Source organism: Caproiciproducens lactatisolvens (assembly GCF_052443335.1).
Classification (GTDB): Bacteria; Bacillota; Clostridia; order Oscillospirales; family Acutalibacteraceae; genus Caproiciproducens.
In genome coordinates this window covers 870,153-886,631 of the sequence record NZ_CP195750.1, presented here as the reverse complement: position 1 = coordinate 886,631, position 16,479 = coordinate 870,153, and the positions used below count along the sequence as shown (strand labels likewise).

The 16,479-nt window shown below is 53.9% G+C and carries 14 protein-coding genes; 10 read left to right on the top strand and 4 right to left on the bottom strand.

Annotation, left to right across the window (positions count from 1 at the left end; all coding sequences use genetic code 11):
- Positions 1-5: 5 nt before the first annotated feature.
- Entirely contained in the window at positions 6-1,250 is a 1,245-nt protein-coding gene (locus ACRQV7_RS04295) for a type II secretion system F family protein (protein ID WP_444659595.1), read from the top strand.
- A gap of 78 nt (positions 1,251-1,328) precedes the next feature.
- Here the strand turns inward: ACRQV7_RS04295 and ACRQV7_RS04290 are convergent, their stop codons facing one another.
- Positions 1,329-1,511 carry a hypothetical protein gene (locus tag ACRQV7_RS04290; RefSeq protein ID WP_275713009.1) on the bottom strand — a complete coding sequence of 61 codons (183 nt, stop codon included), beginning with the start codon at positions 1,509-1,511 and terminating at the stop codon, positions 1,329-1,331.
- A 115-nt stretch (positions 1,512-1,626) separates the two neighbouring features.
- Here ACRQV7_RS04290 and ACRQV7_RS04285 point away from each other — a divergent pair, with 115 nt between their 5' ends.
- The 5 genes from ACRQV7_RS04285 (at position 1,627) to ACRQV7_RS04265 (ending at position 7,776) form a co-directional block, all read left to right on the top strand.
- Positions 1,627-2,127 carry a tRNA (cytidine(34)-2'-O)-methyltransferase gene (locus ACRQV7_RS04285; RefSeq protein ID WP_444659594.1) on the top strand — a complete coding sequence of 167 codons (501 nt, stop codon included), beginning with the start codon at positions 1,627-1,629 and terminating at the stop codon, positions 2,125-2,127.
- 130 nt (positions 2,128-2,257) lie between these two features.
- A complete protein-coding gene (locus ACRQV7_RS04280; protein WP_444659593.1) occupies positions 2,258-3,451 on the top strand; it encodes a phosphoglycerate kinase in 1,194 nt (397 codons plus the stop codon).
- A 96-nt stretch (positions 3,452-3,547) separates the two neighbouring features.
- Entirely contained in the window at positions 3,548-4,315 is a 768-nt protein-coding gene (gene tpiA, locus ACRQV7_RS04275; protein ID WP_444659592.1) for a triose-phosphate isomerase, read from the top strand.
- Positions 4,316-4,346: 31 nt separating this feature from the next.
- Complete coding sequence (gene gpmI / locus ACRQV7_RS04270) at positions 4,347-5,858, top strand: 2,3-bisphosphoglycerate-independent phosphoglycerate mutase (RefSeq protein WP_444659591.1); 1,512 nt, start codon at positions 4,347-4,349, stop codon at positions 5,856-5,858.
- Positions 5,859-6,156: 298 nt separating this feature from the next.
- Positions 6,157-7,776 carry a peptide ABC transporter substrate-binding protein gene (locus ACRQV7_RS04265; protein WP_444659589.1) on the top strand — a complete coding sequence of 540 codons (1,620 nt, stop codon included), beginning with the start codon at positions 6,157-6,159 and terminating at the stop codon, positions 7,774-7,776.
- A 298-nt stretch (positions 7,777-8,074) separates the two neighbouring features.
- Here ACRQV7_RS04265 and ACRQV7_RS04260 read toward each other — a convergent pair whose 3' ends face one another.
- Positions 8,075-8,428, bottom strand: a complete 354-nt coding sequence (locus tag ACRQV7_RS04260) for a helix-turn-helix domain-containing protein (protein WP_444659588.1) — start codon at positions 8,426-8,428, stop codon at positions 8,075-8,077.
- A 191-nt stretch (positions 8,429-8,619) separates the two neighbouring features.
- On the opposite strand from ACRQV7_RS04260, the gene ACRQV7_RS04255 reads away from it, so the two are divergent.
- From ACRQV7_RS04255 to ACRQV7_RS04240, 4 genes are all read left to right on the top strand, one after another.
- Positions 8,620-8,874, top strand: a complete 255-nt coding sequence (locus tag ACRQV7_RS04255) for a hypothetical protein (protein WP_444659586.1) — start codon at positions 8,620-8,622, stop codon at positions 8,872-8,874.
- A 149-nt stretch (positions 8,875-9,023) separates the two neighbouring features.
- Positions 9,024-10,166 carry an LCP family protein gene (locus ACRQV7_RS04250; RefSeq protein ID WP_444659585.1) on the top strand — a complete coding sequence of 381 codons (1,143 nt, stop codon included), beginning with the start codon at positions 9,024-9,026 and terminating at the stop codon, positions 10,164-10,166.
- Between the two features lie 201 nt (positions 10,167-10,367).
- Positions 10,368-12,311, top strand: coding sequence for a methionine--tRNA ligase (gene metG, locus ACRQV7_RS04245; protein ID WP_444659584.1), 1,944 nt, complete (start codon positions 10,368-10,370; stop codon positions 12,309-12,311).
- Between the two features lie 5 nt (positions 12,312-12,316).
- The gene (locus ACRQV7_RS04240; RefSeq protein ID WP_444660208.1) at positions 12,317-13,087 is read left to right on the top strand and encodes a TatD family hydrolase; all 771 of its coding nucleotides are present in this window, start codon (positions 12,317-12,319) and stop codon (positions 13,085-13,087) included.
- Positions 13,088-13,148: 61 nt separating this feature from the next.
- Here ACRQV7_RS04240 and ACRQV7_RS04235 read toward each other — a convergent pair whose 3' ends face one another.
- Together ACRQV7_RS04235 and ACRQV7_RS04230 are read right to left on the bottom strand one after the other, a co-directional pair.
- A complete protein-coding gene (locus ACRQV7_RS04235; protein ID WP_444659582.1) occupies positions 13,149-13,820 on the bottom strand; it encodes a YjgB family protein in 672 nt (223 codons plus the stop codon).
- 250 nt (positions 13,821-14,070) lie between these two features.
- Positions 14,071-16,395, bottom strand: coding sequence for a SpoIIE family protein phosphatase (locus ACRQV7_RS04230; protein WP_444659580.1), 2,325 nt, complete (start codon positions 16,393-16,395; stop codon positions 14,071-14,073).
- Positions 16,396-16,479: the final 84 nt, after the last annotated feature.

Here is a 16,479-nt window from a genome sequence, read left to right as displayed (position 1 = left end):
TTTTATTGCGGTATCAATATACGGCGGTTGACCATAGAAATAAAAAATCCCGCGGCTTTATCAACGCCGACAGCAAAGCCGACGCGATCGACCGGCTGCAGAGCGAAGGCCTGACCGCGCTTTCCCTGGCGGGCGGCGAGGGCAAAACGGAAGCGGAACCCACCTCTATCTGGGAGATGGAAATCACCGGTTCCGACATTCATAAGGCGAAAATCAAAAAGAAAAAGCTTCTCACTATCATGAACCAGATGGGAATTATGATGAAGGCCGGCGTGTCCCTTTCCATGGCCATGGAGGTGCTGATCAGCGGGGAAAAGGATAAAAAGGTCAAACGGATTCTGGAGGAAATGAACCGGGACCTGTACACCGGTATTCCGATTTCCGAAGCCATGTCGAAATTCAGGGCTTTCCCGAAAATCATCACCAACATCATCCAGTCCGGCGAAACGGACGGGCGGCTGGACACCGCATTTGAACGCTGCGCAAAAATTCTGGACAAGGAAATCGAGCTGACCGCCAAGCTGAAGGGCGCAACCGGATACCCGATTTTCCTTCTGTGCCTCACCCTGCTGCTGATGATTGTGATGAACGTGTTCGTGCTTCCGAATTTCGCGAATATCTTTCAGGAATTCAATACCGACCTGCCGGCCATTACGAGATTCGTCATGTCCTTTTCCTCGTTTATAATGGCGAGATGGTATCTGATCCTGCTGGTGGTTTTTGTCCTCGTATTTTGCTTTATAATATTGAAAAAGAAATCCGCTCCGTTTTCCACCGCGGTGGACCGGCTGATCCTGCGGATTCCGGCCGTCGGGCCACTGCTGCGCCAGTCGTATATCGCCCGGCTGTGCCGCATCATGTCTTCCTTGGTGGAATCCGGGGTGGATATCGTAAAGTCGCTTGAAATTTCGCGCGACGTGATTCCGAACCGCTTTATGAAGGAGCAGCTGACACAGATCATTTCCGAGGTGAAATTCGGCTCCGCCATCAACGCCTCCATGGCGAAATTCCCGATTTTCGACGCGCTTCTCGTCTCCATGATCAAAGTTGGAGAGGAATCCGGCATGCTGTTTGAAACGCTGGACAAGATGGCTTCCATGTACGAAGAGGAGACGGACGAAGCCACCAAACGGCTGACCAGCGCGCTGGAACCGGCGATGACGGTCATCATCGCCGTCATTGTCGGCACCGTGGTGATTTCCATCGTTATTCCCATGTTCAGTATGTACAGCGTCATCTCCGGCGGATAAAGCCGGTCAAACAACTGTCGGCGGGGTATTCCCCGCCGATGTCTTTGGAAATCTGCTGTTTTGTAAAAATACCGCCGTTTACTGTTTAAACATGCCCTGTACGTCGCCAAACATGCCGTTTACCGCGTGCATGGCTTTATTGGCGTTGCGTCTCAGCTTGCGGTTGTTTTTCATCATTTTGCTGCCCATAGAGGCAACTGCGATGCCGGCGACCATACCGGTGCCGACGCCCCTGACGAATCCCATCGTCTCTTTATACATAACGTAAAACCTCCCGACTGAAAATATAGAACCTGGGCCTTTCAATATCATCCCCTCTTTCTTTCCGTTTATATTTGAAAATTAATGCCAAATTTTTTGAATAAAGGAGTCTCCCATGCCAACACTGAACATTGTTATGGTCGAACCGGAAATCCCGCAAAACACCGGTAACGTTGCCCGCACCTGCGCCGCAACCGGAGCAAGACTGCATCTTGTCGGGCCGATGGGCTTTCAGATTGACGACAGAAAGCTCAAACGCGCCGGGCTGGATTACTGGCACCTGCTGGATATCACCTGTTACAATAGCCTTTCCGATTTTTTCAGTAAAAATTCGGGTAATTTCTACTTCTTTTCAACGAAGGCCCAGCACATCCATTCGGACATCCGGTACCCCGACAACAGTTACCTCTTTTTCGGCAAAGAAACGGCCGGACTGCCCGAAAAACTGCTGTATGAAAACCCCGGCCGCTGCGTCCGCATCCCGATGATCGACAACGCCGACGCGCGCAGCCTGAACCTGTCCAATTCCGTGGCGGTGGGCGTTTACGAGGTGCTCCGGCAATGGGGCTATCCGGAACTTTTGTGCAAAGGGCAATTAAGGGAATATCAATGGTGATACTTTTTTAACAAAGTTTCCGGAAAAGGCCGATTCGGCCCGCAATATGCTTGAATTTATCGACGGATTATTGTATAATAACGGAGGTAAATCGTATTTTCTGTTATCATAATATAAAGGAGTGCTATGCATGAATTATCTCAACAAGAAAACCGTGGAGGACATTGATGTTTCCGGAAAACGGGTACTGGTCCGCTGTGATTTCAATGTACCGTTCGATGCGGAAGGCAATATCACCGATCCGAAGCGTATTGATGAGGCACTGAAGACCATTCGGTATTTAATCGGTCACAAGGCAAAGGTAATCCTCTGCTCCCATCTGGGCCGCCCGAAGGGCGAATTCAACATGAAATACTCCCTCGCGCCTGTTGCCAGATACCTTTCCAAGGTCCTTGGCCAGGAAGTAAAGATGGCTTCCGACGTCATCGGCGAGAGCGCAAAAAGCATAGCCGCCTCCTTGAAGGACGGAGAAGTGGAACTGATCGAAAACGTCCGCTTCCATAAAGAAGAAGAAAAGAACGATCCTGAATTTTCAAAGCAGCTCGCCTCTCTGGCGGAAATCTACGTCAACGACGCGTTCGGCACCGCGCACAGGGCACACGCTTCCACAGCGGGCGTGGCGGCGTATCTCCCCGCGGTCTGCGGATATCTGATTCAGAAGGAAATCACCATCATGGGCGGCGCGCTCAGCAACCCGAAGCGTCCGTTCGTCGCCATTTTAGGCGGTGCGAAGGTTTCTGACAAAATCGGCGTGATCACAAACCTGCTGGAAAAGGTCGACACCCTCATCATCGGCGGCGGCATGGCCTACACCTTCATGAACGCGCTCGGCTACGCCATCGGCACTTCCATCTGCGAGAACGACAAGGTCGAGCTCGCGAAGGACATGATGGCGAAGGCAAAAGAGAAGGGCGTTAAATTCCTGATCCCGATCGACAACGTCGTCGCCACGGAATACAAACCCGACGCCGAGCATAAGATCGTCGATTCCGACCAGATTCCGGAAGGCTGGATGGGCCTTGACATCGGTCCGAAAACCTCCGCGCTGTTCTCCGAGGCCATTCAGGGCTCCGGCACCGTCGTGTGGAACGGACCGATGGGCGTTTCCGAATGGGACAATTTCGCCGCCGGCACGATCGCGGTTGCGAAGGCGGTCGCAAACAGCGGCGCGATTTCCATCATCGGTGGCGGCGATTCCGCGGCTGCGGTTGAAAAGCTCGGCTTCGCCGATAAGATGACCCATATTTCCACCGGCGGCGGCGCTTCCCTTGAGTTTCTGGAAGGCCTCGAGCTGCCCGGCATCGCCTGCCTGAACGACAAATAAAAAAACAAGCATTTGCTTGTACGTGAAAATGCGGCAGCCTGTCTGCCGCATTTATAACAAAATCGGAAAATTAAATTTTTAAAGGAGATATGCTTTATGAACAAAAAGCTGAGAAAAGCAGTCATCGCCGGCAACTGGAAAATGAACAAAACCCCCGCCGAGGCAACCCAACTGATTGAGGCGATCAAGCCCCTGGTAAAAGACGCGGACTGCGGCGTTGTCGCGTGCGTGCCCTATGTCGACCTTGCCGCCGCGCTGGAAGCCGCGAAGGGCTCCAACATCGGCATCGGTGCCCAGAACTGCCACTGGGAAAAGAGCGGCGCCTTCACCGGGGAAATTTCCGCCGACATGCTGGTTTCCACAGGCGTACAGTACGTGATCATCGGCCACAGCGAGCGCAGGACCTATTTCGGTGAAACGGACGTCACCGTAAACAAGCGCATCCGCGCGGCGCTGGACGGCGGACTTTCCGTCATCCTCTGCGTGGGCGAATATCTGGAGCAGCGCGAACAGGGCATCACCGACGAACTGGTCGCCATGCAGACCAAAATCGCTCTCGACGGCGTCAGCAAGGACGAGCTGAAAAAGATCATCATCGCCTATGAGCCGATCTGGGCCATCGGCACCGGCAAAACGGCGACCGCGCAGCAGGCCAACGAAGTCTGCGCCGTCATCCGCGCAGCCGTCGCGAAGCTGTACGACAAGGCGAGCGCCGACGCGATCACCATTCAGTACGGCGGTTCCATGAACGCCAAAAACGCGGCGGAGCTGCTCGACCAGCCCGATGTGGACGGCGGCCTGATCGGCGGCGCTTCCTTAAAGCCGGCCGACTTCGCGGAGATCGTAAAGGCCGCAAGCAGGTAAAAATACTCCGAAAGGCAGGTTGGTCAAAAACATGAAAAAACCTTTGATACTGATGATACTCGACGGTTTTGGGATCGCCGGAGAGAGCGGCAACGCGATCAAGGCGGCGCACAAACCAAACATAGACCGTCTCTTTGCAAATAACCCAATCACGCAGATCGGTGCCTCCGGCCTTGACGTCGGCCTTCCGGACGGCCAGATGGGAAACTCCGAGGTCGGCCATACCAACATCGGAGCGGGCCGCATCGTTTATCAGGAACTGACAAGGATTACAAAATCCATTCAGGACGGCGATTTTTTTGAAAATCCCGCCTTTCTTGCCGCCACAGACAACGCGGCGAAAAACGGCGGCGCCCTGCACCTGATCGGCCTGCTTTCCGCGGGCGGCGTGCACAGCCACAACCGGCACCTTTACGCGCTGGTCGAGCTGGCCAAAAGACGCGGCTGCAAAAAAGTCTACGTTCATGCCCTGCTGGACGGCCGCGACGTTCCACCGGATTCCGGAAAGGGCTATGTCGCCGAATGCGCTGAAAAGCTGAAGGAAATCGGCGTGGGTGAAATCGCCACCGTGATGGGCCGCTACTACGCGATGGACCGTGACAACCGCTGGGAACGCGTGGAAAAGGCATACGCCGCCATGGCGTACGGAGAAGGAATCCAGTGCGGCGACCCGGTTCAGGCTGTCGAGGATTCCTATCAGAAAAAAGTGACCGACGAATTTGTCGTTCCCACCGTCTGCGCAAAGGATGCCTCCGTCAAAGCGAACGATTCCGTTATTTTCTTCAATTTCCGGCCCGACCGTGCCCGCGAAATCACGCGCACCTTTGTTGATCCGGACTTTCAGGGCTTTGAGCGCAGAAACGGGTTCTTCCCCCTCACCTATGTCTGCATGACGCAGTATGACGCTACCATGCCCAACGTTCTGGTCGCCTTTAAGCCCCAGTCGCTGAAAAACACCTTCGGCGAATATATTTCCGACAAGGGCCTGACCCAGCTGCGGATCGCCGAAACGGAGAAATACGCCCACGTCACTTTCTTTTTCAACGGCGGTGTTGAAAAACAGTACCCGGGCGAAGACCGTGTACTGATCCACTCCCCCAAGGTTGCGACCTATGACCTGCAGCCCGAAATGAGCGCGTATGAGGTCACGGACGCTTTGGTGGAACGCATCAAGAGCGGAAAATACGACGTCATCATCCTGAACTTTGCCAACTGCGACATGGTGGGCCACACCGGCATTTTCAGCGCCGCCAAGGCCGCCGTGGAAGCGGTCGACGCCTGCGTAGGCAGAGTGGTTCATGCCATTTCCGAGGCGGGCGGCGTCGCTCTGATTACGGCCGACCACGGCAACGCCGATAAAATGTACGAAGAAGACGGTTCTCCTTTCACCGCACACACGACAAATCCCGTCCCGTTCTGTGTGGTGGGCTATCCGTGCAGGCTCCGCTCCGGCGGAAGGCTGGCGGACATTGCCCCGACCATGCTCAAAATTCTGGATCTTCCCCAGCCGCCGGAAATGGACGGCGTCAGCATCATCGAATGATTTTTCACTGGCGAAACTTTAAACTGATCCAAGAAACAGGCTGCCGAAAATCGTATGTGACCGAAATTTGCAGGTGCAGCCAACGCAGTAAGCAAAATTTGCTCTGCAATTTTGCGGTTGCGCGACTTTATCGGCAGCCCGAGCTCTTTCCCTTATGGGAAGGAGCTTTTTTATGCATATCCGACCGTATGAATTCCCTCCGCGCAGAAAAAGATAACAATTATGTTAACCTCGTTGCAATAGCACAGAAAAAATGATAAAATAATGAAATCCCGTAAACCAAGGGGTGACTGAACGATTGCTGAAAAGAATAACGGCAGCCCTGCTCTGTCTTACAATATTATTTTCTTTTTCCGGATGCGGAAAAAACGAACCGAAAAACGCGAATAAAAAATTCAACTACTATCTTGCCTCCGAACCGAAAACGCTGGATCCTCAGATCGCATCGGACAGTGCCGCCGCAGTGGCGGTCGAAGCACTGTTTGAGGGATTGGTGCGCCTTGGCGCGGACAATCGCCCCTACCCGGGCGTTGCGGAAAAATGGGTCGGCAGCGAAAACGATACAGTATTTACCTTCACCCTGCGCAGCAGCGCCAAATGGTCGGACAAGGAAAAAACGCCCGTCACCGCGAACGATTTTGTCTATGCGTTCCGGCGTGCGCTTTCTCCGCAGACCGGATCGCCGACCTGTTCCCGCATGTTCTGCATTCAAAACGCCAGAGAAGTAAACGCCGGAACGGTGCCCGCCGACCAGCTCGGGGTAACCGCCCCGGATACCCATACGCTGGTGGTGCGGCTCAACTATTCCTATCCGGACTTCCCCGCCATCACCGCGGCGCCCGTCTTTATGCCCTGCAACCAGAAGTTTTTTGAAAGCACTTCGGGGCGTTATGGTCTGGAAATAAAATACCTGATTGGAAACGGCCCCTTTGAAATAGACGGAAAGTACGGATGGTCCCACGGCCAGTACCTCAACCTTGTCCGCTCCGACACCTATTCCGGAAAACAAAAGCCGCTGCCGTCCAAGCTGAAATTCACCGTGCAAAACGAGGATAACGCGATTACCGACCCGGTCGACGCGCTGAAGAGCGGCACAGTGGACGCGATTGCCGTTTCCGGCAGTCAGGCCGCCGCCGCACAGGCGCAGGGCGGTACCATCACCTCCTTTGAGGACACAACCTGGGGACTCTGCTTCAACACGCAGTCCGAGCTGATGAAAAGCAAAAATATCCGGCGGGCTTTCCTCCAGGCCTTTGACCGGGCAAAGGTACTGCAGCACCTGCCGAAGAACATGTCCGCCGCAAACGATATCATTCCCCCGTCCACCACCCTGCTGGGCAAGCCTTACCGCAGCCTTGCCAACGGCGGCTCCTACTTTTTAAAGCAGGACAAAAACGCGGCGGCTCTTCTGGCCGCGGGGCTGAACGAGCTTTCCCTTTCAGAGCTGAAAAGCGTGACCGTCATCTGTCCCGACGACGTCAATGTCAAGCTGATGCTCAATGAAATGATTGCTTCCTGGAACGTTCAGTTCCACAATTACTTCAATATGGAGCCGCTTCCCGAAGACCAGCTCGCTTCCCGTATTCAATCGGGAGACTATCAGGTTGCGCTGTGCCCTGTCCAGCCGGCCAGCGACGGCCCGCTTTCCGTTCTGTCCCTGTTTAAAAGCAGCGAGAAGAACAATCCCGCCAAATGGAAGGATCCCGCTTTCGACGCCATGCTGGACAGCGTGGAGAAAAACGGCGGAGCGGATTCCGCCGCGATTTTCGCAAATGCCGAAAAGTATTTGAATGAACAGGGCGTGTTCTATCCCCTGTACTACGAAAAGCACTACTACGCCTGTGCAAAGGGCGTGACCGGGGTCGTTTTCCACCCTTACGGCGCGGGCGTGGATTTCATCCGGGCCGGAAAAGAATAAGGTCCCACATAGAAAAAGGCTTCCGCCCGTGGACGGAAGCCTTTTTTATGAAGCTGTTATCCGAAAGCAGCAAGAAACGCGGAGCCAATAATCACCGCCGCACAAAGGACTGCCACCGCGCGAATCAGCAGTTTACGCATGTCGATGCGGTGTCCCGGCGTTTTACGGATCTGCATTTTGATCTCCTCCTTTTCCTGCTGGCTTATCAGCTCATTATAGCAAAATCACAAAAAGAGCCATGAACATTCTGTAAATTTTCATAGCGAGCTTCTTATCATTCATTCTTATTTCAGAGGGATCATATGACCGGCCCGGAAAAGTCTCTCCTTTTGATTCCTCTCTGATACTCCACTTTGGCCATTCCGATGACATTTTCCCGTCCCCGCTGGTCCATGGCGCGGTAATACTCAAGCAGCAGTTTTTCCTCACTCCCGAGCGGCCCGGTCAAATCCGGCCGATCGGACCGCCCAAACAGATAATCCAGTGTCACATGATAATAATCGGCAAGAATACAAAGGGATTCGTAGTTTAATTGTCTTTTCTGATTTTCGTACATACAATATGCTTCTCGTGATATATTTAAAAGGGCTGCTATGTCATTCTGAGTGAGTTTATGTTCCGTGCGAAGCTCCTTTAATCTTCGAGCAACCACTTTATCATCCCCTTACGGAAATTATACAGTTTAGGAAATTTACAAGCAATTTATGTAACAAACAGTTACTAAATTTGCCGAAACTTGTGTAAATATGTTGACTAAGTAACAAAACGTTACTATAATGATATATGGTAATTCTATTACAGGATTTTTGTTACCGGCTTGTAAGTAGGAAAGGCGGTGTGTGAATGAGTGAGAAGATGGTAGAGTATATTGCTGAATCATGCAATCTGTATATTTCCAATATTCGGCTGTCGGAAAACAGCGCCGTCATTTTGCCCGTGGTAGAAAGCATGGATCCCGGCCTTTTTTCCGCCGAGGATTGGAGCACCAGTCTTTCTTACATTTTCATGAAACCACTAAGTTTTCAAACACCGGCCGCTGCCAAGGACTATTATTTAAAAGAGCTTCGAAAAAAATTTTCCGACGACAGTCTGACATAATCTTTGACAGCACTTCTTTTCCACCTGAAAAACAGCGTACTGAAAGCAGGGACTCCGCTTTCTTTTTTTAGTTTACATAACTATTGACATGCGAGCGGAATTGCAATAGAATAAGACTGCTTTGTGTATTACGTTTTTTGAGGTGAAATATGAACAGACAAAACCGCGACGGCCGGTCGCAGCGCAACGGTGTTGGTTCGGGGCCGCGAAACGCGGGCAGAAGAACAAATTTTGACACCGGTGAAATCGACCGGTACCATTATGTCGACCGCGATATTTACAGCAGCAGTCAGCCCGCACGGCGGGGAGGCAAAAAATACGGCAGGAAAAAAAGCGGCCTGAAGAAATTTCTCACGGGCCTCCTGTGCCTGATTCTGATTGTATGCGCGGGCGTCTTCGTATATGGAAAATATCTGATGTCGCGTCTGGACCGGTCGGAAGAAATCAACACTTCGAAATATATTGAGCAGCCCAGCGCCGCACCCACGTGGGGAGTTATTTCGGACAACCAGATCACCAATATTCTGCTGATCGGCACCGACAAGGGAGATGACGGGAACAGCAGCCGAAGTGATACCACCATGCTGATTTCCATAGACACAAAAAACAAGACGCTCCGTCTGGTTTCCTTTCTGCGGGATTTGTACGTTGAAATTCCCACAATGAAAAAGCAGAAGCTGAACGCGGCCTACACAAAAGGCGGCGCGGCGCTTACCATGCAGACTCTGGAAAACAATTTCAGAATCAATATTGATAAATATATTTCCGTTGACTTCGAGAATTTTGCCACCATTATCGATAAAATGGGCGGATTGGACATCGAAATGGATCAAAAGCTCTGCGACGCGGAAAACCGGAATATGGGCAGCAACCTGAAGCCGGGGGTCAATCATCTGGACGGCCGGCTGGCTGTGTATTACGCCCGGATCCGCGAGACGGACAGCGACTTTGGCCGTACCGGCAGGCAGCGCGAAGTCATGGAACTGATGATTAAAAAGCTGGAGGGCATGAGCCCGATCAAGATCAACAGCATGATGAACGAATTTCTGCCGCTGGTCAAGACGAACCTCACCGATTCGGAGCTGATGTATCTTGCTTCCATCGCGGGCTCCGTTTCCAACTATCCCATGAAAACCATGCATATTCCAAACCTGAACACCTATACCGAACCCACCATCAGGGGAATCGGCGAAGTGCTCGACCCGGATCTGCCGGAGAACTGTCAGCTCCTGAGAGCTTTTCTCTACGGTGAAGATGCCGGAACCGGCGAATCCGGCACGGCTCCAAATTAATCATATCATAATTCTGCCGTCTCATTGTACCGCTTCGGGATTGATTTCAATTCCGGAGCGGTATTTTTCGACAAAATTTATGATTCCGGCGGGTAAGTCTTTCATGTTTCTTGATTTTCTATTCACTATCGGTGAAAATAATGGTATAATATTAAAATTAATCACTTTATTTGAGAATACTATTCTCTTGGAGGCTGAAAAATGGACAAAAAAACTTTTTACATCACAACGCCTATTTATTATCCCTCGGGCAAGGCGCACATCGGGCACAGCTACTGCACCGTTGCCAGCGACGCAATCGCGCGCTACAAGCGAATGCAGGGCTACGACGTGATGTTTCTGACCGGTACGGACGAACACGGCCAGAAAATTGAGATCAACGCCGAAAAAGAGGGTGTGACCCCCAAGGAATATGTCGATAAAATTGTCGCGGGCTTTCAGGATTTGTGGAAGCTTCTGAATATTTCCAACGACCGGTTTATCCGCACCACCGACGATTATCATGTCAAGGCGGTACAGAAAATCTTCAAAATTCTCCATGATAAAGGAGAAATTTACAAAGGAAAATATGAGGGCTGGTACTGCACCCCCTGCGAATCCTTCTGGACGGAGACCCAGCTGAAGGACGGCAAATGCCCCGACTGCGGCAGAGAAGTAAAAAGGGCCAATGAGGAAGCCTATTTCTTCCGTCTTTCCAAATACGCGGACAGGCTGTTAAAGCTCTATGAAGACCAGCCGAATTTCATCCAGCCGGAGAGCCGCAAAAACGAAATGATCAATTTCATCAAGCAGGGACTGGAGGACCTGTGTGTTTCCCGCACCAGCTTTACGTGGGGAATCCCCGTCGATTTCGATCCGAAACACGTCGTATATGTGTGGCTGGACGCTCTGACCAACTATATCACCGCGATGGGCTACGGTTCGGACGATGATTCCGATTACCAAAAATACTGGCCCGCCGACGTGCATTTTGTCGGCAAGGAGATCGTGCGTTTCCACACCATCATCTGGCCCGCCATGCTGATGGCGCTCGGCCTTCCCCTGCCCAAGCAGGTCTACGGCCACGGCTGGCTTCTGTTCGGCGACGGCAGCAAGATGAGCAAATCGAAGGGCAACGTGGTCGACCCGGTCATCCTGTGCGACCGCTACGGCGTGGACGCCATCCGTTACTTCCTCCTGCGGGAAATCCCGTTCGGCGCGGACGGCGTATTCACCAACGAGGCGCTGATCGGCCGCATCAATTCCGACCTTGCGAACGATTTAGGAAACCTTCTCTCCCGCTCCACCGCGATGGCGGAGAAATACTTCGGCGGCAAAATTCCCGCCGAACGGGAGAGCGCGCCCCTTGACGACGAGCTGATTCAGACGGCGCTCGGCCTGCGTCAAAAATGCGACGACGCGATTGCCGGCTATCAGTTCAGCAACGCGCTGACCGAAATCTGGAAGCTGATTGCCCGTACCAACAAATATATCGATGAAACCATGCCCTGGGCTTTGGGAAAGGACGAGACAAAGCGCGCGCGTCTGGCCGCGGTTATTTACAATCTCTGCGAGAGCCTGCGTATCGTATCGATTCTGATTACGCCTTTCATTCCGGAGACGGCGCCGAAAATCCAGGCGCAGCTCGGCGCGAAGGCGGACGTGCTGACCTACGACGCGGCGGCGAAATGGGGACTTCTGCCCTCCGACACCGTGATTTCCAAAGGAGAAACCCTGTTCCCGCGCATCGACGTGGACAAGGAAATCGAAGAGCTGAACAAGCTGATCCCGAATCCCGCCGAGGAAAAGAAGGAAGCCCCCGCGGAAAAGGAAATCGAGGGCATTGCGCAGATCGGCATTGACGATTTCGGAAAGGTCGAGCTGCGCGTCGGTAAAATCATCGCGTGCGAACCGATCAAGCGCGCAAAGAAGCTGCTGAAGCTGACGATCGACGACGGAGAAGGACAGAGGACGGTCGCTTCGGGCATTGCAAAATGGTATCGGCCGGAGGACCTGACGGGACACAGCATTATTCTGGTCGCAAACCTGAAGCCCGCCGTGCTGTGCGGCGTGGAAAGCCAGGGCATGATTCTGGCGGCGGATGCCGGAGAAGACGTAAAAGTGATTTTCGTGGACGGAATTCCCGCCGGGAGCAAAGTCCGCTGATGGATATGCTGAAGCCTATTTTCGATTCCCACGCGCATTACGACGACGCGGCTTTTGACGACGACCGCGACGTGGTTCTGTCCGGGCTTCCCGGCCGCGGAATCTGCAACGTGATCAACTGCGGGGCGGATCTGGACTCTTCCCTCGCTTCCATCCAACTGGCGGCGGACTATCCGTATCTTTACGCCGCGGCGGGCATCCACCCGGAGTGTGTCAAGGACGCGCCCGAAAACTATCCGGAACAGCTGGAAGAGCTGCTCCATCGGGACAAGGTCGTCGCGGTCGGAGAAATCGGGCTGGACTATCATTTTGAGGACAACGCTCCGAGGGACGTACAGAAAGCGGCCTTTGAAACCCAGATTCTGCTGGCGGAAAAGCACCGCCTGCCAATCATCGTGCATGACCGCGACGCGCACGGCGACACCATGGAGATTCTTCGCAAACACAAGCCGTCCGGCGTGGTGCACTGCTTTTCCGGCAGTGTGGAAATGGCGATGGAGTGCGTCCGGCTCGGCATGTATATCGGTCTGGGCGGCGCGGTCACATTCAAAAACGCGCGCGTACCGGTGGAGGTGGCGGCCGCCGTTCCGCTCGAACGGATGCTGATGGAAACGGACTGCCCGTATATGGCGCCGGTCCCGTTCCGCGGAAAGCGCAACGATTCCACCCTGATCGCCTATACCGCCGCGCGGATCGCTGAAATCCGGGGAATCACCGCGGAAGAGCTTTTAACGGTTACGCGCAGAAACGCGGAAACACTTTTTCATATCGGATAACAATAACAAAAAAGGAAGCGCGTTTTTGAAACGGCTTCCTTTTTTATGATCTTTTTTTCCGTTACCACTGGCGGCCCGGGTCGTCGGCCATCATGTTGACCGTGCCGGCAGGGTAAAACACAGAGTAATGGTCGAGCACGGCGTTCGCGCCGTTCGCCTTGGAATCCGGGAACACCATCAGCATTTTATAGTCCTTGCTGACAACGTAACCGATGATCCTGTCGCTGCCCGAAGTCACATCGTAATCCGGCTTGCCGAAAACCTCTTCCGTTTTGGAAAGGGTGATTTCTTTCAGCCGGCTGTCAAACGACCTGACCTCAAAAAGCTGAGAGCCCTTGTTGAAGCCGAACACGAAGCCCTTCGTGGAATAGGTCGCGTAGGTTCCCTTGGCGGCGGCAATGTATTCGGATTTGTCTTCCTTTCCCCACTTTTCCTCTACATCCTCAATTACATTGGATTGAACCGCGAAGTCGCAGTCAATCGCTTTTCCTTTTACCGCTGTCTCTTTCATCAGCTTGAGAAGGTCCGCCTGAGCGTCGACCGGCTGGGAAGATTCCGGCGCCGAGCTTTCCTCGGAGGCGACGGAGGAGGAAACAGCTTCCGAAGAGGCCGGTGCGGAAGAGGCGACCTGTGAGCTTCCGGAAGAGTTGAAATTAGAGCAGCCTGTCATTGCCGCGAGCGTACACGCCGCACAGACGCAGGCCGCCAGTGTTCTTTTCACATTCAATGTCATAATCGTACTCCTTAATTTTCATAGTATGGTTACGCTTGGCCGGCGGACTTTTGTAAGTTCCGCCATGAACAACATACTACATCTCCACAGAAAAAATATCAAGTACTATGTGGAAGTATGTAGAAAGCTATTTTGTAAATTTTTTCTAAAATTACTTGTCACCTTTATTTTTTACCCCGATTTTCCTGCCGGAAGAGAAGAAAACTTAGGGCGGGAGGCAATGCCTCCCGCCCTTTTCCGGTCACCGTCCTTATTCGTTTTCTCTTACTTTTATGACCAAAGCAGTGATATCGTCGTCGTGGCCGTCGGTGCGGCGGGCAATCGCCTGCGTTACGATTTCTTCCGCAAGCTCCTGCGGGATCTGGCCGTTCCATTTCTCCACCGTTTCACAGATCCAGTCGTCCCCCGCGGCGAGCGCCCCGTCGGAAAGCATAATCAGCAGATCGTCTTTTTCCAGGCTGTCCGAGGACTTGGAAAAATTGATTTCGTTCAGGATGCCGATCGGCAGGCTGGGGGCGTCGATCACCACGGCCCGCCCCGATTTGCGCAGCACGCTGACGGACGCGCCGGCCTTCATAAATTCAAGATTCCCGTTGAAAAGGTCGAGCGCGGCCAAATCAACGGTTGCGAGCGATTCGTCGCCCGATTTCACCATCAGTGCCGAATTCACGATCTTGAGCGCGGCGTCGAACCCGATACCGGCCTTGACCAGACGGGACAGAATCCCGCAGGCCATCGCGCCGTCCACCGCCGCGCGGCCGCCCGTCCCCATTCCGTCGCTGATGATCGCGACCTGGCGGCCGTTGCCGTCGGGGAAGGCGTCCCAGCTGTCGCCGCAGAGCTGCCTGTTTCCGCAGGAGTGCTGGGCGCATCCGGTCTGCACGCGGTAGAGGGGACGCTCCGAAATCTGCAGCCTGCACTTCCCTTTTACCATGCTGATGCAGGGCTGCTGGAAGCTCCGGCCGCACGCGCGTGAAATTTCGTCCGTAAGCTCGGCTTTGTTCAGGCGGACGCCGTCCAGCTGGGCGGTGATGATTTCGATCGACATGCGGTCGAACCGGTCCGTGCGACAGCTGATGTCAATGGGCAGGATGCCCGCCCCGCGCAGGACTTCCCCGACCTTCTGCGCCGCGGCAAAATCGAACTGCTCGTAAAGCTCAAGCTCCGCCGCCATATCCTCCAGCATGTTGCTGGTGGTGGTAAACTGGTCGGAAACCATGCTGCGCACCTGCTGTGCGCGGCTGTCCGCCGCGTCCCTGATCATGAATTCATTGTAATTGGCGTTGACACTGTCCATAACCACCGGCAGCCTGCTGCAGTGCGTGGCAAACTGCGCGTTAAAATCAGAGCGCTCGATCTTCCCTTTCGCCCTGAGCTTGTCCGTCAGGTCGTTGAACGCGTTCATGCTTTCGCTGTAGTTGCGCTCCCAGCAGTAGACCTTTAACCCGCAGCCGCAGCAGACGTCGTCGATCGTTTTCTTATACACGCCGTTGATGTCCGGCGCGCACGCGGTATAAAGCTTTTTGGAGACTTCCTCCACCGATTCGGAGACGCTGCCGAGAGCCTTCGCGGCGTAATCGAGTTTCATGATGACCGAGCGGCGAAGGCCGTCGGAACGGGATGTATCGTCGGCGTGGGAAAACATGCCGATCAGCGGCGCTCCGACCCTCTGCGGCAGCAGCATATAAAACACAGTCGCCGCCATCACTTCGTAAAGTCCCCCGATGACGGCTTCCTGATTGCCCACCTGAAGAGAGGCGACCGCGTTGGAAAAAATAAAGGCGACCACGGACGCGAGCTGCCCGACCGGGGAAAATACGCCCGCCATCATGCCGCCGAGCGCGTAGGCGCCGGAAAGATAGTTCAGTCCCGAGGTGGAAAGGCTGAACACGATGCCCGCCGAAATGCCCGCCACGCTGCCGCCGGCAACACCGCCGTAGCGAGCGGCAAACAGGATCGCCACCACCGCCAGCACGCGTCCGAGCGAGACCGGGCCGATGCTCAGGTTGGAAAGCGACAGCAGGACCACGCCCGCCGACAGCGCCGCACAGGCGATTTCCTGCGGGTTCATGGTGCCGATGCTCCTGCCGGAAGCGATCACCTTGGACGTGCGCGCAAAGAAGTATGCCATCCCGCCGGCAAGGAGCGCTTCCGCCACATACATCGCCACGGTCGTCGAAGCGGAGCCGTTGACAAAGACGATGGCCATGCCCGTACAGAGCACCGGGAGAAACGCCGTCGCGGGAGCAAAGCCCGGATGCATTTTGAGCTTGATAAGGTCATTCAACGTCCAGCGGATCGCCGCGGCAGCCAGAACCGCCGCTATATAATGTACCGGCACAGCCGCCGGAGAAGGCAGCAGATACCCCGCTGTGCTCCCCAGCACAACGCTCCAGATCCCCGAGTACGGGAATGCCGCGACCGCCGCAACGCCGAACGGCGCGTATTTTCCGAATACCAGTCCCCGTGAACAGAGCAGCGCCACCGTGAAATAAACCACCTGTTTTGCAACAGCCTTTGTAGGGTCCAAAGCAGCCGTCGTAAAGCTGACGCGCCCCGCCTTCGCTTTTAACATTCCTATCACCGCCATACATTATTTGGAAACTTGTCCATTTTTTACTAAAAATAATTATACTATATGTATATGGTTGCCATTGTC